Below are 20,792 nucleotides of genomic sequence, written 5' to 3' on the forward strand. Positions count from 1 at the left end.
GGTTTTCTCCCAACTCCCTTGCCCGCCCCCTCTGTTCGTGACATCCTGCAAGGCTTTGCCCAGGACGAGACGATCAGTTGTGTGGGGGGACGTATGGTGACGGCAGCGGTGGCCGGCCCGTCGGACGGGGACGACGAGCAGGTCGCACGCCTGGCGGCGGGCTCGTCGAACTTCGGGCACCTGCTCCGGCACGAGCCGCTGCTGGTGACCCTCGGCTGTGCGGCGGAGTCGTACGTCCACACCGATCCGCACGCGGCCATGGTGAAGACCCGCCTGTTCGGCGAGGTCATGACCCGGCACCTGGTCGCGCTCCTCGGCCTCACCGTGCCGGGGACCCGGCAGGTCGACCGGATCAACGCCCTCACCCGGTCCGGTGTCCTCGTCCCGCAGGTGCGCTCCTGGTTCGAGGCGGTCCGTACGACAGGGAACCGGGCCGTCCACGAGTACTACGCCAACGTGCGTGAGGCGCTGCAGTCCGTGGAGCTGTGCTTCCGCCTCGGCGACTGGCTGCAGCGCGCCCTGGACCCGTCCGACACCACGCACCGCGTGTTCCTGGCGCCCGCCCCGCCGTCCTCCGCCCCCCGGCCCGCGACCGCCGCCGAACAGCAGGAACTTCAGCAGCTCCGCGCCGAACTGGACGCCTACCGGCGCCGGCTGGAGGAGGCCCGGCTCCGCTACGACGGCAAGCAGAGCCGCCTGGAGCGGGAGCAGGCGGCCCGCGCCCAGGCCGAGGCGGAACTGGCCGGCGCGGAGGCCGAGCGGGCGGCCCTGCGCGACCTGGTCGCCGAGCTGAGCGAGAAGATCACCGAGCTGACGGCTCCGGCCATGGAGTCCCGTTCGACCGCCCGTCCGCTCGACGGGGCCTCCCGGCGCGACGAGTTCATCGCCCACGCGCAGAAGGCCGCCCGCCCGCCGATGAGCGAGGCGCAGGTCCGCGCCGAACTGGACCGCATCCTGGAGAAGGCCGGCTGGGTCGTCCAGGACGACGCCGGCAAGGACCTCTTCGCGGACCGCGGCGTCGCCGTCCGGGAGGTCTCCACCGCCGTCGGCCGCGCCGACTACCTCCTCTACGTCGACCAGCGCCTGGTCGGTGTCATCGAGGCCAAGCGGGAGGGCGCCGACCTGGAGGCCGCCATGCAGCAGGCCGCCCGCTACGCCACCGGCCTCACCCGCAGCCAGCAGCTCAGCGCCTGGCGCGCCAGCCTGCCCTTCCGGTACGTCGCCGACGGCAACACCGTCCGCTTCCACAACGCGCTCGACCCGTCCCCGCGCACCCGTGACGTCTTCGCCGTGCACCAGCCGCGGACGATCGCGCGCTGGATCGAGGAGGCCGAGGCCGACCCGGGCGCGCCCACCCTGCGCGCCCGGATGCGCCGCCTGCCGCAGACGTTCCTCGACGAGGGCCCGCTGCGGCCCGCCCAGGCCACGGCGATCAGGGGCCTGGAGCGCTCCCTGGCCAACGACGACCCGCGCGCCCTGGTCCAGATGGCCACCGGCGCGGGCAAGACGTACACGGTCGTCAACGAGAGCTACCGGCTGCTCAAGCACGCCGGTGCCAAGCGCATCCTGTTCCTCGTCGACCGCAACAACCTCGGCAGCCAGGCGGCCACCGAGTTCGAGAACTTCGACACCCCCGACGACGGCCGCAAGTTCACCGAGCTGTACGTCGTGCAGCGGCTGGCCGGCGACACCGTCCTGGGCTCCGCGCACGTGGTGGTCTCCACGGTGCAGCGGCTGTGGCTGGCCCTGACCGGGCGCGACGTGCCGAGCGCCGACAGCGAGGACGCCGCCCTCGACCGGTACGACCTGGTCGACGAGCCGGTGGAGGTCGGCTACAACGCGGACCTGCCGCCCGAGTCCTTCGACCTCATCGTCGTCGACGAGTGCCACCGCTCCATCTACGGCAAGTGGCGGGCGGTCCTTGAGTACTTCGACGCCCACCTGGTCGGCCTGACCGCCACCCCGGTCAAGCAGACCTTCGGGTTCTTCTTCCAGAACCTCGTCAGCGAGTACCCGTACGAGCAGGCCGTCGCCGACGGCGTCAACGTCGACTTCGACGTCTTCCGGATCCGTACGGAGCTCGGTGAGAACGGCGGCACGATCCCGGCGGAGACGGTCGTCCCCGTGCGGGAGCGCAAGACCCGCCGGGAGCGGTACCAGGAGCTGGAGGAGGACCTGGAGTGGAAGGCGTCCCAGCTGGGCCGCCACGTCATCAGCAAGGGGCAGCTCAAGCTGGTCGTCGAGACGTTCCGCCGGCACCTGTTCACGGACATCTTCCCTCCGGTGGGGGAGGGGGACGCCCGGCGGTCGCGCACCCATGTGCCCAAGACGCTGATCTTCGCCGTGGACGACAACCACGCCGACGAGATCGTCCGGACCGTCCGGCAGGTGTTCGGGGCCGGCGACGACTTCTGCACGAAGATCACGCATGCGGCGAAGCGGCCCGCCGAACTGATCAAGGCGTTCCGCAACAGCCCCGAGCTGCGTGTGGCGGTGACCGTCGACATGATCGCCACGGGCACCGACATCCCGCCCCTGGAGTGCGTCTTCTTCCTGCGTGACGTCAAGAGCTGGGCGTACTTCGAGCAGATGAAGGGGCGCGGGTCGCGGACCGTGGACCCGGCGGAGTTCCAGGCGGTCACGCCGGACGCCGAGGTCAAGGAGCGGTTCGTGATCGTCGACGCGGTCGGTGTCACGGACTCCCCGCGCGTGGACGCCCGCCCGCTCGCACGGGTCTCCGAGCGGAAGATCCCGCTGGAGCGGCTGATGGCCAAGACGGCCGGCCTGGCGCTCACCGAGGACGAGGTCGCCACCCTGGCGGGCCGGCTGGCCCGCCTCGACCGCCGGCTCACCCCCGAGGAACGCGAGGAGATCGAGGAACTGGCCGGACAGCCCCTCCAGGACATCGTCGGCGCCCTGGTCCGCTCCGTCGACCCCGACCAGCAGGAGCGGGCCCGCCGCATCGGCGGTGAGCAGCAGGTCCGCCAGGACATGCTGGCGGCGCTGAAGCCGATCGCCTCCCACCGCGAGCTGCGCGACCGGCTGATGTCCATGCGCCGCGCCCACGACATCGTCATCGACGAGGTCAGCGTGGACGAGGTCAAGGAGGCCCGCGGCATCACGGCCGGCGAGCTGGCGCTGCGCCGGGTGACCGCCTGGCGGCAGTACATCGAGGAGCACGAGGACGAGATCACCGCGCTCGCCCGCGCCTTCGGCGAGCGCCGCGACCCCAAGGAGGTCTACCGGCGGCTGAAGGACCTCGCCCGCAAGATCGAGCGCCCCCCGTTCCAGTGGACCCCCGCACGGCTGTACGACGCGTACGTCCAGCTCGGCAGGGCGGCCCGGCATCCCGCGGGCGCGGCCGGCGTCGTCGACCTCGTCGGCCTGCTGCGCTTCGAGCTGGGGCTGGAGGAGGAGGTACGGCCGTACCGGGCGCTGGTGGAGGAACGGTACGCGGCGTGGCGGGCCCGGCAGGAGGGGGCGGGGGCCGTCTTCACCGAGGACCAGAGGTGGTGGCTGGACCGGATCGTGGACGTCATCGCCACGGACGCGGCGATCGAGCCCGGCCATCTGAAGGACGTACCCTTCATCGAGCGCGGGGGCGTGGACGGCTTCCTCAGGGAGTTCGGGGCCGACCGGGGGGCTGAGATCTTGGAAGAGCTGGGACGGGAGTTGGGCGCGTGAGCGAGGGCGGTGTTCCTTCGGAGCTGCCGAAGGGGTGGGCTCGGGCGACGCTGGAGGACGTGGTCGACGTCCTCGACCATCTGCGCGTTCCCGTCAGCGCCAAGGAACGCGCCGCGCGCACCGGGAACGTCCCCTACTACGGTGCCGCCGGCCAGGTCGGCTGGATCGACGAGAAGATCTTCGACGAGGACCTGGTCCTGCTCGGCGAGGACGGGGTGCAGTTCTTCGACGCGGACAAGCCGAAGGCGTACCTCGTCTCCGGCCCCTCCTGGGTGAACAACCACGCCCATGTGCTGCGCGCCCGGGCCGGCGTCGTCGACCGGCGCTATCTGGCCTACTACCTCAACCAGTTCAACTACGAGGGCTTCGCCAACGGGACGACCCGCCTGAAGCTGACCAAGTCGGCGATGCTCAGGATTCCCGTGCTGCTCCCCCCGCTGGAGGAGCAGCGGCGCATCGTCGCCGTGCTCGACGGGCAGCTGTCGCGGCTCGACGCGGCGGAGCAGTCCCTCGCCGACGCCGGCCACCGGATCGCGCTCACGGTCCGCTCCCTGCTGAACCAGTACTTCGGAGCGTCCGGGGTGCGCGCACGGGGATGGCGGTACGAGCGTCTGGAGGACGTCGCGGACATCCGCGGCGGGCAGACACCGCGCAAGGACGCCGTCGAGTTCCACACCGTATGGGCGCCCGGACTGGTGCCGTTCTGGAAGGTGGGCGACATGAACGGCGCGGACGGGCGGCTCATGGCCCGCTCCCGCACCTATCTGTCCGCCGAACAGATCACGCGCGCCAAGGTCAGGACGTATCCCGCCGGCACGGTCCTGCTGCCCAAGCGGGGCGGCGCGATCGCCACGAACAAGAAGCGCATCACCGCCACCGCCGGCGCCTTCGATCTGAACGTCATGGGGGTCGTCCCCCGCGAGGGCCTGGTGCCGGAATTCCTCTGGTACTGGTTCCGGACGGTCGACCTGAACGAGCTGTCGGACGGGTCGAACGTGCCCCAGATCAACAAGCCCGACCTCAGCCATCTCCTCGTCCCGGTGCCGGACGAGGCCGAGCAGCGGTCCGTCGTGCGGCACCTGGACGACCTGCTGGGGCGTTTCGACCGGATGCAGGGCACGATCGAGGACGTACGGCCGAACCGGCTGCGGGTCTCCCTGCTCCAGCGGGCCCTCGCCGGCCGCCTGGCCCCCCAGGACCCCGCCGACGAGAGCGCCGAAGCCCTGCTCGCCCGTCTCCGCGCGCGGGAGGAGGCCGGAGCGACCCGCTCCCGCCGCCCGAGCGCCCGCCGGACCCCCGCGCAGCGGGCCGGCGCCGAGCAGGCACCCCCGCCGCCCCGGCCCGGCGCCCCCGCCCTCGCCACCGCCACTCAGCCCGCCCTCGACCTGGAGATCTCCTCGTGACCACGACCGAGGCCCGTCGGCTCGTCGACAAACTCTGGAGCTACTGCCACGTCCTGCGCGACGACGGTGTCTCCACCATCGACTACGTCGAGCAGCTGACGCTTCTCGTGTTCCTGAAGATGGCGCACGAGGCACAGACCCGCCCGCCCATGTTCCGCGAGCAGATCATGCCCGAGGGGTCCCTCTGGGAGAACCGCGGCTGGCCCGAGCTGCTGAAGAACGACGGGGCCGCGCTGGAGGCCGCCTACACCGAACTGCTCGAGGACCTCGGCGCGCAGCGCTCCGGCACCACCTTCCATCTGATCTTCAACGGGGCGAGGAACCGCATCCACGACCCCGCCAAGCTCAAGCGCCTGGTCAAGGACCTGATCGACAAGGAGAACTGGTCGGGTCAGAAGACCGACATCAAGGGCGACGCCTACGAAGAGCTGCTCTCGCGCGGCGCGGAGGACATCAAGTCGGGCGCCGGGCAGTACTTCACCCCGCGCTCCCTCATCCAGGCCATCATCGACTGCGTCCGCCCGACCCCGGACGACACCATCACCGACCCGGCCTGCGGCACCGGCGGCTTCCTGCTCGCCGCCGCCGAGCACATCCTGCACGAGTACGGCAACCGGCTCACCCCCGAGCAGCGCAAGCACCTCAGCAGCGGCGGCATCTGGGGCACCGAGCTGGTCCGCAACACCGCACGCCTGGCCGCGATGAACCTCTTCCTGCACGGCATCGGCCAGCCCACCGGGCCCGCCCTCGTGCGCACCAGGGACGCCCTCGCCGCCCCGCCCGACAGGCGCGCGAGCCTCGTCCTGGCCAACCCGCCCTTCGGCAAGAAGTCCTCCATCACCGTCTACGGCGACGACGGTTCCGCCGCCCGCGAGGCCATCGCCTACGAGCGCCGGGACTTCTGGGTCACCACCACCAACAAGCAGCTCAACTTCGTCCAGCACATCGCCTCACTGCTGGAGATCCACGGCCGGGCGGCGGTCGTCGTCCCCGACAACGTCCTCTTCGAGGGCGGCGCGGGCGAGACCATCCGCCGCCGCCTGCTGAAGGAGTACGACGTCCACACCCTGCTGCGCCTGCCCACCGGCATCTTCTACGCGGGCGGCGTCAAGGCCAACGTCCTGTTCTTCGAACGCAAGCCGGCCCGCCCCGAGCAGCCGTGGACCGAGAAGCTGTGGGTCTACGACTTCCGCACGGCCCAGCACTTCACCCTCAAGCAGAACCCCCTCACCCGGGCCCACCTCGAGGACTTCGTGCGGTGCTACCGCCCCGGCGAGGACCGGGCCGAGCGCGTGGAGACCGAGCGCTTCAAGGCGTTCACCTACGAAGAGCTGACCGCCCGCGACAAGGCCAGCCTCGACATCACCTGGCTGCGCGACCCCAGCCTCGACGACACGGACAACCTGCCCGCGCCCGAGGTGCTGGCCGCCGAGATCGTCGAGGACCTCCAGGCGGCGCTGGAGGAGTTCGCCGCGATCGCGGAGTCGCTGCAGCAGGCGCGGGACGAGGAGCCGGTCAGGGCGGACCGGGGGCGGCTGCCGGAGTGACCGTGTGGCCGTGGCGCAGCAGGTTCCTCGGGTCGTACGCGGCCTTGGTGCGGCGCAGACGGTCGTAGACCTCCGGGGACCAGGCGCGGGCGCGGTCCAGGTCGTCGCCCGGCCGGCCGTGGATGTTGACCATGGTCAGGCCGGTGCCGTGCGGGGCCATGGCCGTGTACAGGGCGAGGGTGGCCGCCTCGACGGCATCGCCCGCCTCCGGGCTCATCAGCACGCCGACCGACTCCAGCAGGAAGTCGGCGTCGCGGGCGCAGATGGCGTCCTCCACCGTGCAGGGGCGGGCCAGCGCGCCGCCCATGTGGCGCAGGCCGATCATCAGCAGCGGGTAGTCGGCCGGGGCGGACGGGCCGCACACGTCCAGGAACGCCGTGATCGCCTCGGGGGTCAGCGTGTGCAGCAGGGCGCAGGACTCGCGGGCCGGCAGCGGGTTCTGCGGCTCCATGTGGATGGTGTCGATCTGCGTGTACGGGATCACGGACACGGTGTCCACGGTCACCGGGGCGGCCGTGCGCAGCGGGGCGATCAGCCGCTCGCCCTGCTCCGGGTCGCCCGGCCAGGCGACGGCGACACGGGCCCAGAAGTTGCCGCGCAGGGGCTCGGGGATGTCCGGGAGCGGGGGCAGCCGCAGCAGGTGGTACGCGCTGCACATCTCGTCCGGGACCGTCGCCGTCCACTCGGCCCAGGCGTGCAGCAGCGCCTCGGCGTGCTCGCCGGGGCAGTAGATGCCGCCGCCCAGCAGCCGGGGGACGGGCAGGAGTTCGGTGACCATCTCGGTCACCACGCCCACATTGCCCTTGCCGCCGCGCAGCGCCCAGAACAGGTCCGGCTCCTCCTGCGCGTCGGCCGTGCGCAGAACGCCGTCGGCGGTGACGACCTGGAAGGAGCGGACCAGGTCGGCGGCGTAGCCGTAGGCGCGGCCCAGGACGGGCAGTCCGCCGCCGACGGTGTAGCCGATCGCGCCCGCGTCGGTGGAGGTGCCGGTGAGCGCGGCCAGGCCGTGCGGGGCGGCGGCCGCCAGGACGTGGCTCCACTTCGCGCCCGCGGCGATCGTCGCGGTGCGGGCGTCCGGGTCGATCGTCACGTCCGTCATACGGGAGGTGTTCAGCAGCAGCCCCTCCGTGACGGGGAAGTTGGCGCCGTGGCCGGTGGCCTGCACGGTCACCGGGGTGTCCGTGGCGGCGGCCCAGCGCAGGGCGGTGACGATGTCGTCGGTGCTCGTCGCGCCGATGGCGATGTCGGGGGTGTGGACGGGGGCGAGGTTGAAGCCGGTGACCTCCGTGGCGTAGCCGTCGTCCGCCGGGCGCAGGACGGGGCCGGTCACCGAGGAGAGGGCGAACAGGTCGGGGACGGGGGTGCCGGGGTGAGCGTGCGGTGTGCTGGTCATGGCGGTCTCCCTTGGTGCTTCCAGGGTCTCGCCGGTGGGGGTGGGGCGCATGTGGGGGGCCGACGGGCCGTCGGCAAAGGCACGGGGCGGGCGGGCGTAGCGTAGACCGCATGACGAAGTACGGATCGTTTCCCGGTACGCGGCCTCGGCGACTGCGGGGCACTCCTGTCATGCGAAGGATGGTGGCCGAGACCAGGCTGCACCCCGCGGACTTCATCCTCCCCGCGTTCGTGCGGGAGGGCGTGAGCGAGCCGGTGCCGATCGCGGCGATGCCCGGTGTCGTGCAGCACACGCGGGACAGCCTGAAGAAGGCCGCCGCGGAGGCCGTGGAGGCGGGGGTCTCCGGGATCATGCTGTTCGGTGTGCCGGAGGAGTCCAAGAAGGACGCCCTGGGGACGCCCGGCACCGACCCGGACGGGATCCTCCAGGTCGCGATCCGTGACGTACGGGCCGAGGTCGGCGACGACCTGCTGGTCATGTCCGACCTGTGCCTGGACGAGACCACCGACCACGGGCACTGCGGGGTGCTCGACGAGCACGGCCGCGTCGACAACGACGCCACCCTCGAGCGGTACGCCGAGATGGCCCAGGTGCAGGCCGACGCCGGGGCGCATGTCGTCGGACCCAGCGGGATGATGGACGGCCAGATCGGCGTCGTCCGTGACGCCCTGGACCAGATCGGCCGCGAGGACGTGGCGATCCTCGCCTACACCGCCAAGTACGCCTCCGCCTTCTACGGCCCCTTCCGCGAGGCCGTCGCCTCCTCGCTGCAGGGCGACCGCAAGACGTACCAGCAGGACCCGGCGAACGTCCGCGACTCCCTGCGCGAGCTGGCCCTCGATCTGGAGGAGGGCGCCGACATGGTGATGGTCAAGCCCGCCGGCCCCTACCTCGACATCGTCGCGCGGGTCGCGGACGCCGTGGACGTGCCGGTGGCCGCGTACCAGATCTCCGGCGAGTACTCGATGGTCGAGGCCGCCGCCGAGAAGGGCTGGATCGACCGCGAGCGGGCCATCCTGGAGACGCTGACCGGCATCCGGCGGGCGGGCGCCCGTACCGTCCTCACCTACTGGGCCACCGAGGCGGCCCGGATGGTCGCCCAGGGGCGGTAGCCCCAAGTCCACATCGTGAAAGAGAAGTTGTAGGCGCCATGGATTCTCTAGGCTGCGGGCACGAGCCGCCTCGCAGCCGAAGGAGCCCGCCATGACCGCACCCGTCGCCCCCGCTCCCCTCCCTCCGCTCGCCGCCCGCACGGCGACGGTCGGAGGGTCGCCCGTACGGGACATCCTCGCGGTCACCGCACGCCCCGAGGTGATCAACTTCGCGGGCGGGCTGCCCGCGCCGGAGTTCTTCGACCGCGAGGGCATCGCCACCGCCTTCCGCGAGGCCCTGGAGCACACGCCCGCGCAGTCGCTCCAGTACTCCACCACCGAGGGCGAGCCCAGCCTGCGCACGGCCCTCGCGGCCCGCGTCACCGGGCGCGGCCTGCCCACCGGCGCCGACGACCTGCTGATCACCACCGGCTCCCAGCAGGCGCTGTCCCTGCTGGCCACCGCGCTCGTCGAGCCCGGGGACACCGTCCTGGTGGAGGACCCCTGCTATCTCGCCGCCCTCCAGGTCTTCGGCCTCGCGGGCGCCCGGATCGTGGCCGTGCCGACCGACGCCGACGGCGTGGACCCGCAGGCGCTGGCCCGCCTGGTGGCGAGCGAACGGCCCAAGCTGCTCTACCTCGTCCCCACCTTCCAGAACCCCACCGGCCGCACCATGCCCGCCGAGCGCCGGGCAGCGGTCGCGGCCGCCGCCGCACGGCACGGGGTGTGGATCGTCGAGGACGACCCGTACGGCGACCTGCGCTACGACGGCGAGCACATGCCCTGGATCGCCTCCTACGAGGCAGCGGCCGACCGCACCGTCCTCCTCGGCTCCTTCTCCAAGGTCATGGCCCCCGGCCTGCGCCTCGGCTGGCTGCGCGCCCCCGCCGCCCTCCGCCGCGCCTGCGCGGTCGCCAAGCAGGCCGCCGACCTCCACACACCGACCCTGAACCAGCTCGCGGCGGCACGCTACCTCGCCGTCCTGGACGCCCATGTGACCCGCGTCCGCGCCGCGTACGGCGAGCGCCGCGACGCCATGCTCGCCGCCCTGCCGGAAGCCCTCCCCGAGGGATCGCAGTGGAACCGCCCCGAGGGCGGCATGTTCCTGTGGGTGCGGCTGCCGTCGTCCTACGACACCACCGCCCTGCTCCCCCAGGCGGTCGAGAACCACGTCGCCTACGTCCCCGGCGCCCCCTTCTACGCCGGCACCCCCGACCGCGCGACCCTGCGGCTGTGCTTCGTGACCCAGACACCGGAGGAGATCGAGGAGGGCCTGCGGAGACTGGCGCGGGGACTGGGGGTGGCGTAGCGCCCGGTCAGTCCCACCAGAAGGACCGGAGGAGGAGGTTGTCCGGGCAGAACGCGAAGTGCTCCACGGCCACCTCCCGCGCCTGCGCCGGGGTGGGGGGCGGTGCGGCCACGGACAGCGGCAGCTCTCGGCCGAGGGTGATCACACGGACACCGAAGCGGTCCTCCCACGGCGTCATGATCCCCCGGATACGAGTCGCCGTGCCGGTAACTGCAGGGGGCGGCACCGACAGGCGAGGGCGGACGGGACTGCGCGGCGTCGGCGCCCTCGCCGGCCGGCGGGGCTCAGAGGCGCTCGGGCGTCCTGATGCCCAGCAGGGCCATGCCCTGGTGCAGGGTTCGGGCCGTGAGGTCGATCAGGAACAGGCGGTTCTCCGTCTGCTCCGGGGTGTCGGCCTTCAGGACCGGGCACTGGTCGTAGAACGTCGTCAGGTGCGAGGCCAGCTGGTACAGGTACGCGGCCAGCTTGTGCGGGGCGTACTCCGCGGCCGCCTCGAAGACCGTGTCGCCGAACGCGTCCAGGTGCAGGCCCAGCGCCCGCTCCGCCGGGGCCAGTTCGAGCTCCGGATGGGCGGCAGGGGCCGCCCCCTCGGCCTTGCGCAGGATCGACCGGATACGGGCGTAGGCGTACTGGAGGTAGACGGAGGTGTCGCCGTTGAGCGAGACCATCTGGTCCAGGTCGAACTTGTAGTCCCGGTTCGGGGACGTCGAGAGGTCCGCGTACTTCACGGCGCCGATACCGACGTACCGCCCGTTCTCGACGATCTCCTCCTCGGTCAGGCCCACCTTCTCGGCCTTCTCGCGCACGACCGCGGTGGCCCGCTCGACGGCCTCGTCGAGGAGGTCCTCCAGCCGGACCGTCTCGCCCTCACGCGTCTTGAACGGCTTGCCGTCCGCGCCCAGCACGGTGCCGTAGCCCATGTTGTGGGCGGTGACCTCGTCGGTCAGCCAGCCCGCGCGCCGCGCCGTCTCGAAGACCATCTTGAAGTGCAGCGACTGGCGCACGTCCACCACGTAGATCAGCGAGGTGGCGTGCAGGTCGACCACGCGGTTGCGGATCGCGGTCAGGTCGGAGGCCGCGTAGCCGAAACCGCCGTCCGCCTTCTGCACGATCAGCGGAACCGGCTGGTCGTCCTTGCCGCGGATGTCGTCGAAGAAGACGACCAGCGCGCCCTCGGAGCGCACCGCCACGCCCATCTCCTCCAGGAGCCGGGCGGTCTCGGGCATGCCCTCGTTGTACGCGGACTCGCCGACGATCTCCTCGTCGCGGATCTCCATGTCGAGCTTCTCGAAGACGGAGTAGAAGTAGACCTTCGACTCGTCCACGAACTGCTGCCACAGCTCGAGGGTCTCCTTGTCGCCGGACTGGAGGGCGACGACCCGCTTGCGGGCCCGCTCCTTGAAGTCCTCGTCCGCGTCGAAGAGCGCCCTGGACGCCTTGTACACCCGGTTCAGGTTCGACATGGCCTGCTCGCCGTCGACCTCCGACGCCGGGGCCAGCTCGCCCGGGTGCTCCATCAGGTACTGGATGAGCATGCCGAACTGGGTGCCCCAGTCGCCGATGTGGTGCCGGCCGATCGTCCGCTCACCGGTGAAGTCGAGCATGCCGCGCAGCGCGTCACCGATCACCGCCGACCGCAGGTGGCCGACGTGCATCTCCTTGGCCACGTTCGGCTGGGCGTAGTCGACGACCGTGATGCCCGGGTTCGGCTTGGGGGCCACGCCGAGACGGTCGCCGTCCTCGTAGCGCGCGGCCAGGTTCTCGGTGATCGCCCTGTCGGAGAGGGTGATGTTGAGGAAGCCGGGGCCGGACACCTCGATGTCCTTCAGCAGCTCACCCGACTCGACCCGCGCGACGACCTGGGTCGCCAGCTCGCGCGGGTTCGCCTTCGCCTTCTTGGCGAGCGCCAGGATCCCGTTGGCCTGGAAATCGGCCCTGTCGCTACGTCGCAGCAGCGGGTCGGCGTCGGCGGCCTCCGGCAGGGTGGCCGAGAGGGCGGACGCGAGGCGCTGCCGGACGGAATCGCTGAGGGACGTGACCGAGGCCATAGGAAAGGGTGCCGTTCTCCTCGTGGGGATCGATAGACCCGCCCAGTATCCCACGGGGGGTAAAGCGGTTTTCCCGGGCGCACGCAGGTCTGTGACAATGGCAGCGTCACCCGTTCAGAAAGAAGGACGTGCCGATCGTGGCTCAGAGCACCGAGACCACCGACTGGGTCTCCCGTTTCGCGGATGAGGTCATCGAGGAGTCGGAGCGTCGGGCCCCGGGCAAACCGGTCGTCGTCGCGTCCGGACTCTCTCCGTCGGGCCCCATCCACCTGGGCAACCTCCGTGAGGTCATGACCCCGCACCTCGTCGCCGACGAGATCCGGCGCCGGGGCCACCAGGTGCGCCACCTCATCTCCTGGGACGACTACGACCGCTACCGCAAGGTCCCGGCCGGTGTCGCCGGCGTCGACGAGACCTGGGCCGAGCACATCGGCAAGCCCCTCACCTCCGTGCCGGCGCCCAAGGGCTCCGCCCACCCCAACTGGGCCGAGCACTTCAAGGCCGCGATGATCGAGTCGCTGGCCGAGCTCGGCGTGGAGTTCGACGGCATCAGCCAGACCGAGCAGTACACCTCCGGCGTCTACCGCGAGCAGATCCTGCACGCCATGCGCCACCGCGGCGACATCGACGCGATCCTCGCCCAGTACCGCACCAAGAAGGCCCCCGCCAAGAAGCAGCAGCAGAAGCCGGTCGACGAGGCCGAGCTGGAGGCCGCCGAGGGATCGGGCGCCGCCTCCGAGGACGACGGCTCCTCCGGCTCCGCCGGCTACTTCCCGTACAAGCCGTACTGCGGCAACTGCGAGAAGGACCTGACGACCGTCACCTCCTACGACGACGACTCCACCGAGCTGTCCTACGCCTGCACCGCCTGCGGCTTCGCCGAGACCGTCCGGCTCAGCGAGTTCAACCGCGGCAAGCTCGTCTGGAAGGTCGACTGGCCCATGCGCTGGGCCTACGAGGGCGTGATCTTCGAGCCCAGCGGTGTCGACCACTCCTCGCCCGGCTCGTCCTTCCAGGTCGGCGGGCAGATCGTCGGGATCTTCGGCGGCGAGCAGCCCATCGGCCCGATGTACGCCTTCGTCGGCATCTCCGGCATGGCCAAGATGTCGTCGTCCCGCGGTGGCGTGCCCACGCCCGCCGACGCGCTGAAGATCATGGAGCCGCAGCTGCTGCGCTGGCTCTACGCCCGCCGCAAGCCCAACCAGTCCTTCAAGATCGCCTTCGACCAGGAGATCCAGCGGCTCTACGACGAGTGGGACAAGCTCGACGCCAAGGTGGCCGACGGGTCGGCACTCCCCGCCGACGCGGCCGCGCACTCCCGCGCGGTGCGCACCGCCGCCGGTGAGCTGCCGCGCACCGCGCGCCCGATGCCGTACCGGACCCTCGCGTCCGTCGCCGACATCACCGCCGGGCACGAGGACCAGGCGCTGCGCATCCTCTCCGAGCTCGACCCCTCCCGGCCGGTGGGCTCACTGGAGGAGGTCCGGCCCCGGTACGACAAGGCCGAGGCGTGGATCAACACCCACGTCCCCGCCGACCAGCGCACCATCGTCCGGGACGAACCCGACACCGAGCTGCTGAAGTCCCTCGACGACCCCTCGCGGGAATCCGTACGGCTGCTGCTCGACGGGCTCGCCTCCCACTGGTCGCTCGACGGACTGACCCACCTCGTGTACGGCGTGCCCAAGGTGCAGGCCGGATTCTCCGCCGACGCCACGCCCAAGGAACTGCCGCCGGAGATCAAGACCGCCCAGCGGTCGTTCTTCGCACTGCTCTACCACCTGCTCGTCGGACGCGACACCGGACCGCGGCTGCCCACGCTGCTGCTGGCGGTCGGGCAGGAACGGGTGCGCTCCCTGCTCGGGGAGTGAGCCGCAGCTGAAAGGGGCCCTCGGTTCTCCGGGGGCCCCTTCGCTGTGCGATGTGCTCTTCCGCTAGGCGATGTGCTCTTCCTCCAGCTCCACCGAGTGCCGGTTGGTGAAGCGGGTGACCATCCGCTTGGCCTCGTCCGGAGTGAGAGGGGCGCCGAACTGGGCCTCCACGTTGTCGCTGAACTCGCGGGGGGTGGGGTAGCTGCCGTTGATCGACTGCTTGAAGAGGAGGTAGTACGCCTCCTCGTCCGGCTCAGGGGTGCCGCCGCCCTCGCCCAGCTCGCGGGTGCGGCCGGGGCCCGCGGGGACGGGGAAACCGCCGGTCTCCTCCGGGGACGGGTCGGCTTCCGGGTCCTCGTAAGGAGGCTCGTCGTAGGGGGGTTCTTCGAGATCCGGGTCGTAGTTGGGGTCGTAGCCGCCGTGGTACTCCACCGTGTGCGGGTCTCGGGCGTGCAGCCAGGGGTTCTGGTCCTCGTACCCGGTCTCCGGGGTGCTCACCAGCTCGGGCCGCTGCTCGCCGGGCGGCGCCGCCGGCTGGGGGGCGGGCGCCGCCCCGGCGGCACGGCCGCCCGCGGCCGCGCCCGACTCGGACGACGGGATGACCACCGGTTCGATGCCCGCCGCCGCCAGGCCCGCCGGGGCCGTCTCCGCCAGCGGGACGCCGTAGCGGGCCAGACGCAACGGCATCAACGACTCCACCGGCGCCTTGCGCCGCCAGGCCCGGCCGAAGCGGGTGCGCAGGCGGGCCTGGTAGACGAGGCGTTCCTGTTCGAGCTTGATGACCTGGTCGTAGGAGCGCAGCTCCCACAGCTTCATCCGCCGCCACAGCAGGAAGGTGGGGATGGGGCTGAGGAGCCAGCGGGTGAGGCGGACGCCCTCCATGTGCTTGTCGGCGGTGATGTCCGCGATGCGGCCGACGGCGTGGCGGGCGGCCTCCACGGCGACGACGAACAGGACCGGGATGACGGCGTGCATGCCGACGCCGAGCGGGTCGGGCCAGGCGGCGGCCCCGTTGAAGGCGATGGTGGCGGCGGTCAGCAGCCAGGCCGTCTGGCGCAGCAGGGGGAAGGGGATGCGGATCCAGGTCAGCAGCAGGTCCAGGGCGAGCAGGACGCAGATCCCGGCGTCGATGCCGATCGGGAAGACATAGGAGAAGTCCCCGAAGCCCTTCTTCAGGGCCAGCTCGCGCACCGCGGCGTAGGAGCCCGCGAAACCGATGCCGGCGATGATCACGGCACCGAAGACGACCACGCCGATGAGAACGCGGTGCATCCGTGTCAGCTGTATGGGCGCGGCCACCCGTACTCCCCTCCCACTGCATGCTGTCGTGCGGGCAACAGGGTGGCACATGTGTACGGGGTACGGGTGGCCGGTCCTGACGACGGCCCCTGAGGCCGTCGGCGGGCGTCAGTGCTTGCGCGTCGACGACTTCGACGAACTGCCCGCGTCCACCGGCGACTTGGTGCCGGAAGGATTCGCGCCGGAGCCGCCCGATGCCTTCGAGGCCGAGGCCGACGGGGACGAACTCGGCACCTTCCCGGTGCCGCCGCCCGACTCGTTCGCCTCCATCACGGCGGCCACGGCCTCCTTGGCGGCCTTCTGGGCGTCCTTCAGCAACGCGTCGGCGTCGGGCGTCTTGTCACCCGCCAGACCGGCACCGTTGTAGTCGACCGTGACGACCACGTTCTCGACACGCGCCACGACCGTCTGCTGCTTGAAGGTGCCCTCCTTCTTCTTCAGGTCGTAGCGCACGGCCGTCGCCTCGTCGCCGATGCCCGCCACCGAGGACGACTTGGTGCTGCGGGCGCCGGTCACCGCACGGGCGTCGTCGACCTGGCCCTCGTAGTACTCCTGCGCCAGCTCGTCGCCGGGGCCGCGCGTCACGTCCGAGTCGAACCGCAGCAGCGAGACGTTCAGCCAGCGGAACTGGGAGCCCTTGACGCCGTTGTTGTCGAGGCTGTCCCAGGAGCAGCTCGCCCGCGACTCCAGCTCGTCCGAACTGCCCTCCTTGCCCGCCTTGCGGGCCTCCGGCACCAGGTCCTCAAGAGTCTTGGACGACAGAACGTCACACGCCTCCGGCAGCGTGGCGTACGCCGCCGGCTCGACCGTCGGCGTAGGGCTCGCCGTGGCGCTCGCCGACGCCTTCTTCGCGTCGTCGTCCGAGCCGGAGTCGGAGTCGGAGGAGCAGGCCGTGGCCAGCAGCACCACGGGAAGGGCGGCCGCACCGAGCAGGGCGCGGCGGCCACGCCGCATCACTCGCGGGTCACGCTGGTCACTCCGGTCGGCTCGCTGTGCTCGTCGCTGCATGGTTCCTTCACTCATGACGCTCGTGGTTCCTGCGATCGGAACGGGTCCGAGGGGCCACGGTACGCGGTGAGGGACGCGGGCGGCCGTTGTTCCGGTTCCTCGCGACGGGGCGCACCGCCGTCGCGCAAGTGGCTCAGCCGGAGAGGGAGTCGGCGAGCCGGAACGCCAGTTTCTGCGCCCTGTCCTGCATTTCCTTGCTGTCCGGGACCACACCGACGGTCGCCGGCTGCTCCTCGTACTCGATGGTCACGATGACGTTCGACGTGCGGAACGCCACAGTCACCGTGCGGCGCTTGGCCGTCGAACCCGAGCTGCTGAGCTCGTCGTCGACGAACGCCTCGTCGCCCAGATCCTCCAGCAGACGCGGCTGGAGCGCGGTGGGGGTGCCGGAGGGGGTGGCGGAGACGGTGCCGGACGGGCTCTCGGAGGAGCGGGGGCTCGCGGAGGCGCCGGCGCCGGGGGAGCTGCTGGACTGCGCGGAGGGACGCACGCTCTCGGGGTCGGTCCCGGTGCCGCCGTCGCCGCCCGTGCCGCCGTCGGTGTCACTGTCGGACGGAGCCGGTTCGGGGAGGTCCGCGGCGGCGACCTTCGTCGCGAAGACGGCCTCCGCCTCGCTGTCGTCGCTGACGGCGGAGTCGTACGACACCACCCGCTCGAAGTCGATCAGCAGGTGGTCCGTGGCCGCGGCGGACTCGACCTTCCAGCGGCAGCCGACCTTGCGGTCGGTGTCATAGGTGACGGTGGCCTCGCCCTCGTACGCCTGCTCGCGGCGGACCTCGTCGGCGATCTCCAGGATGCCGGGCAGCAGGGTGTCCAGGGTGCCGGCGTCGACGGCGCCGCAGGGCTCGGGGAGGGTGCGGTAGCGGCCGGGCTCGGCGGTGGCGGTGGCCGGGCCGACGCCCTCGGGGTTGGAGCCGTCGGAGGTGGCGTGGTCGTCGGAGCCGCCGGTGCAGCCGGCCAGCAGGGCCGCGAGCAGGGCGGCGATGCCGGGTACGTACGCCTTCCGCTGCACGGTCGGGCTCCTCTCCGTCGGTGTCCCGCTGGGGGCCGGCCGCCGCTTAATCGGTTGCCGGGCGGGGGTGTCGCCCGCAGACAATGTCTATCGCACGCACTGCCGTGGACGCCGGTCCCCTGTCCTTTTCCTCGACCTTGGCGCCGGTTTTGCGATTTAAGGCTTCTGATGGTTTTCCGGGGGAATGAGGACGATATGTCGTACGTCGAGGTGCCGGGCGCGAAGGTACCGATCCGCATGTGGACCGACCCGGCCACGGTCGAGGACGTCGCCATGCAGCAGCTGCGCAATGTCGCGACCCTGCCGTGGATCAAGGGCCTCGCCGTCATGCCGGACGTCCATTACGGCAAGGGCGCGACGGTCGGGTCCGTCATCGCCATGCAGGGGGCCGTGTGCCCGGCGGCGGTGGGGGTGGACATCGGCTGCGGCATGTCCGCGGTGAAGACGTCCCTCACGGCGAACGACCTCCCCGGTGATCTGTCCCGACTGCGCTCGAAGATCGAGCAGGCGATTCCGGTGGGGCGGGGGATGCATGACAGTCCGGTGGATCCGGGGCGGCTGCATGGCTTCGCCACCAGCGGCTGGGACGACTTCTGGGGGCGCTTCGGCGGGGTCGCGGAGGCGGTGAAATTCCGGGAGGAACGGGCGCATAAGCAGATGGGGACGCTCGGAGCCGGCAACCACTATATCGAACTGCTGTTCGATTCTGAGGGGGCTGTTTGGCTCACCCTGCACTCCGGATCCCGCAATATCGGCAAGGAGCTCGCTGAGTACCACATCGGCGTAGCGCAGAAGCTCCCGCACAACCAGGGTTTGGTCGACCGCGATCTCGCGGTGTTCGTGGCGGACACCCCGCAGATGGCCGCGTACCGCAACGACCTGTTCTGGGCGCAGGAGTACGCCAAGTACAACCGCACGATCATGATGGCGCTCCTGAAGGACGTGATCCGCAAGGAGTTCAGGAAGGCCAAGCCCACCTTCGAGCCGGAGATCTCCTGCCACCACAACTATGTCGCGCAGGAGCGGTACGAGGGCATGGACCTGCTGGTCACCCGCAAGGGAGCGATCCGGGCGGGCGCGGGTGAGTACGGAATCATCCCGGGCTCGATGGGCACCAGCTCGTACATCGTCAGGGGTCTCGGAAACGAGAAGGCGTTCAACTCGGCGTCGCACGGCGCGGGGCGGCGCATGAGCCGTAACGCGGCGAAGCGGCACTTCAGCGTCCGGGATCTGGAGCATCAGACGCGTGGGGTCGAGTGCCGGAAGGACTCCGGCGTGCTGGACGAGATTCCGGGCGCCTACAAGAACATCGACCAGGTGATGCGGCAGCAGAGCGACCTGGTCGAGGTCGTGGCGAGGCTGAAGCAGTTCATCTGTGTGAAGGGCTGAGCGCCGTCCGTCAGTCAGGCAGCGGGACCATGCCGTGCAGCAGCTTCCAGCGGCGGACCTGACACGCGCTTTGCGAGTAGCCCAGTTGAGCCGCTGCAACAGCGATCTTCGGTGCCGACAACAGGATCCTGTCCATCTCGGGCGACCACTTGATGCGGGACGGCCGGGGCTGCGAGCCGGTGGGTCGGACCCAGTCGGCGAGACTGTCGGCGGCTGCTTGTTTCCGTCCCAGGGACAGGCAGCCGCCGTAGTAGAGGTCTGCGGCCAGACCTTGGGCGTTCTCCTTCGTGTAGAGGATGTTGTAGATGTCGTCTCGGGCGTTGCGCTTGAGGGTGCGCTCCGCCCCCGTGATCTCCTGCGTGTAGGAGCACAGGAAAGCGGCGATCGGCGTGCTGGCTGTGGTCAGGGAGACGAAGGGCCAGCCCTGCTTGGTGTAGCCGACCGAGCCGTCCGCGTCGATGATTCCGCGGAGGTAGTCCCGTCGCGAGAACTCGCCGAGAGGCGGGGCGACGGTCCTCGATTTGCGGCCGTACGGCAGGCCGAGTTCGTTGAGGCGGGTCCTGGCTTCGAGGGAGCAGAGGCTCCAGACGGCCGAGTTGTGGGTCTCGGCGAAGTTGGTGGAGCGGGTGCGTTCGGTGATGCGGCTCTTGTACGGCGTCAGCGTTTGGAACGCGCGCAGGAGTTCCGCGTCTCAGGCGTTGATCTCGACGGTCAGCCGACCTCGCTGCCGGGATTGTTGAGACAGGTGCCCGTCCGCCTGCAAGAAGCCGAACATGTACGCGTACTCCGGGACCGTGAGGTCCATGAACTGGTGAGCGATAGGTCGCGATCGGCCACGGGGAAGCCCTACTTCCTGTGTGGTCAGGCCCTCGGCAGGGATGGCCGTCCCTGTCGAGGGCCGTCGCGTTTGCGGTGTGTCGCGAGCCTAGGTCGTGAGTTCGTCTGCCGATCGGGTGATCGAGGATGATCACCCTTGTGGGTTAAGCGGCGGGTTCGAGGAGGCCCGCGCGCAGGGTCTCGCGGAGGGCCCGGGCGTCCAGGCCCAGGGACTTGGTCACGTAGTCGTCGACGGAGCCGTAGCGGTTCATCAGGGCGGTCAGAAACAGGTCCATCACCTCGGCCGGGGCGCGGCCGAAGGCCGGCCAGGTGGGGGTGTGGCCGTTGTTGCGGGCTCGCCAGTCGGCGAGGAGGGCCGGGGTGGCGAGTTCGGTGAGGGCGTAGTCCTCGCTGATCGTGGGGTGGGGGACGTCGACCAGGGTCAGGACCAGGGCTGCTATGAGTCCGGTGCGGTCCTTGCCCGAGGCGCAGTGGAAGGCGAGGGGGGCGGACGAGGTCACCGCGTCCGCTATGAGGGTGAGGGTCTGGGCGATTTCCTCGGTGCCGTCCTCGGCCACTTCCATGTAGCGCTGTGCCAGGTAGGGGCCGACGGGCACGTCCGGGCCCAGGGCGGCCTGGTTGTAGGGGCGGTGTTCGATGCTGAGGTGGTGGTAGGTGAAGGAGTCGTGGGCCGGGACGCGGCCGTGGTCCGCGATCTCCCAGGGGTGGCGCAGGTCGATGACCGTGCGGATGCCGAGGGAGAGGTAGAGGTCCCAGTCCGGGGTGCCGGTCCGCACCTTGCCCAGGGAGTCGGCGCGGTAGAGCAGGCCCGGGCGGGTGCGGTGCCGGTCGGTGGTGCGATAGCCGCCCAGGTCGCGGAAGTTGGCGAGGGACGTGAAGGGTAGGTGTCTGTCCACGCGGT

The 20,792-nt window shown here is 70.9% G+C and carries 15 protein-coding genes; 7 read left to right on the plus strand and 8 right to left on the minus strand.

The features are described 5' to 3' along the window. The first annotated feature begins 93 nt into the window (after positions 1-93). The 3 genes from ACSU6M_RS19375 to ACSU6M_RS19385 are packed head-to-tail and all read left to right on the plus strand — an operon-like array spanning position 94 to position 6,634. On the plus strand, positions 94-3,684 hold the full coding sequence (locus tag ACSU6M_RS19375) for a DEAD/DEAH box helicase family protein (RefSeq protein WP_437071005.1): 3,591 nt from the start codon (positions 94-96) through the stop codon (positions 3,682-3,684). Further along, positions 3,681-5,087, plus strand: a complete 1,407-nt coding sequence (locus ACSU6M_RS19380) for a restriction endonuclease subunit S (RefSeq protein ID WP_437071006.1) — start codon at positions 3,681-3,683, stop codon at positions 5,085-5,087. Before ACSU6M_RS19375 ends, ACSU6M_RS19380 begins: the two co-directional genes overlap by 4 nt. After that, positions 5,084-6,634 (plus strand): N-6 DNA methylase, encoded by a 1,551-nt coding sequence (locus tag ACSU6M_RS19385; RefSeq protein WP_437071007.1) that lies wholly within the window; start codon positions 5,084-5,086, stop codon positions 6,632-6,634. Before ACSU6M_RS19380 ends, ACSU6M_RS19385 begins: the two co-directional genes overlap by 4 nt. Here ACSU6M_RS19385 and ACSU6M_RS19390 read toward each other — a convergent pair. Beyond that, positions 6,603-8,027 (minus strand): FAD-binding oxidoreductase, encoded by a 1,425-nt coding sequence (locus ACSU6M_RS19390; RefSeq protein ID WP_437071008.1) that lies wholly within the window; start codon positions 8,025-8,027, stop codon positions 6,603-6,605. The two genes, ACSU6M_RS19385 and ACSU6M_RS19390, sit on opposite strands and share 32 nt — an antisense overlap. Before the next feature lie 110 nt (positions 8,028-8,137). Between ACSU6M_RS19390 and hemB the strand changes: the two genes are divergently transcribed. Both hemB and ACSU6M_RS19400 read left to right on the plus strand, forming a co-directional pair. Then, positions 8,138-9,139, plus strand: coding sequence for a porphobilinogen synthase (hemB, locus tag ACSU6M_RS19395; protein ID WP_437071009.1), 1,002 nt, complete (start codon positions 8,138-8,140; stop codon positions 9,137-9,139). 91 nt (positions 9,140-9,230) lie between these two features. Continuing rightward, positions 9,231-10,427 carry a PLP-dependent aminotransferase family protein gene (locus tag ACSU6M_RS19400; protein WP_437071010.1) on the plus strand — a complete coding sequence of 399 codons (1,197 nt, stop codon included), beginning with the start codon at positions 9,231-9,233 and terminating at the stop codon, positions 10,425-10,427. A 7-nt stretch (positions 10,428-10,434) separates the two neighbouring features. On the opposite strand, the gene ACSU6M_RS19405 is transcribed toward ACSU6M_RS19400, so the two are convergent. Then, entirely contained in the window at positions 10,435-10,605 is a 171-nt protein-coding gene (locus ACSU6M_RS19405) for a DUF4253 domain-containing protein (RefSeq protein ID WP_437071011.1), read from the minus strand. 106 nt (positions 10,606-10,711) lie between these two features. Next, positions 10,712-12,475 (minus strand): arginine--tRNA ligase, encoded by a 1,764-nt coding sequence (gene argS, locus ACSU6M_RS19410; RefSeq protein WP_437071012.1) that lies wholly within the window; start codon positions 12,473-12,475, stop codon positions 10,712-10,714. A 128-nt stretch (positions 12,476-12,603) separates the two neighbouring features. Between argS and lysS the strand changes: the two genes are divergently transcribed. Further along, positions 12,604-14,346, plus strand: a complete 1,743-nt coding sequence (gene lysS, locus ACSU6M_RS19415; protein WP_437071013.1) for a lysine--tRNA ligase — start codon at positions 12,604-12,606, stop codon at positions 14,344-14,346. A 63-nt stretch (positions 14,347-14,409) separates the two neighbouring features. On the opposite strand, the gene ACSU6M_RS19420 is transcribed toward lysS, so the two are convergent. The 3 genes from ACSU6M_RS19420 to ACSU6M_RS19430 form a co-directional block, all read right to left on the minus strand. Then, positions 14,410-15,618 carry a DUF2637 domain-containing protein gene (locus ACSU6M_RS19420; protein WP_437071014.1) on the minus strand — a complete coding sequence of 403 codons (1,209 nt, stop codon included), beginning with the start codon at positions 15,616-15,618 and terminating at the stop codon, positions 14,410-14,412. Positions 15,619-15,753: 135 nt separating this feature from the next. Beyond that, positions 15,754-16,653: a DUF3558 family protein gene (locus ACSU6M_RS19425; RefSeq protein WP_437071015.1), complete on the minus strand. Its 900-nt coding sequence runs from the start codon at positions 16,651-16,653 to the stop codon at positions 15,754-15,756. A 133-nt stretch (positions 16,654-16,786) separates the two neighbouring features. Further along, complete coding sequence (locus ACSU6M_RS19430; protein WP_437071016.1) at positions 16,787-17,665, minus strand: DUF3558 domain-containing protein; 879 nt, start codon at positions 17,663-17,665, stop codon at positions 16,787-16,789. 195 nt (positions 17,666-17,860) lie between these two features. Here ACSU6M_RS19430 and ACSU6M_RS19435 point away from each other — a divergent pair, with 195 nt between their 5' ends. Further along, on the plus strand, positions 17,861-19,054 hold the full coding sequence (locus ACSU6M_RS19435; RefSeq protein WP_437075228.1) for an RtcB family protein: 1,194 nt from the start codon (positions 17,861-17,863) through the stop codon (positions 19,052-19,054). Between the two features lie 10 nt (positions 19,055-19,064). Here ACSU6M_RS19435 and ACSU6M_RS19440 read toward each other — a convergent pair whose 3' ends face one another. Together ACSU6M_RS19440 and ACSU6M_RS19445 are read right to left on the minus strand one after the other, a co-directional pair. After that, the gene (locus tag ACSU6M_RS19440; protein ID WP_437075230.1) at positions 19,065-19,733 is read right to left on the minus strand and encodes an LAGLIDADG family homing endonuclease; all 669 of its coding nucleotides are present in this window, start codon (positions 19,731-19,733) and stop codon (positions 19,065-19,067) included. A gap of 301 nt (positions 19,734-20,034) precedes the next feature. Further along, positions 20,035-20,787, minus strand: a complete 753-nt coding sequence (locus tag ACSU6M_RS19445; protein ID WP_437071017.1) for a tyrosine-protein phosphatase — start codon at positions 20,785-20,787, stop codon at positions 20,035-20,037. Between the last annotated feature and the right edge of the window lie 5 nt (positions 20,788-20,792).

This window comes from Streptomyces sp. enrichment culture, assembly GCF_964272895.1.
Lineage (GTDB): Bacteria > Actinomycetota > Actinomycetes > Streptomycetales > Streptomycetaceae > Streptomyces.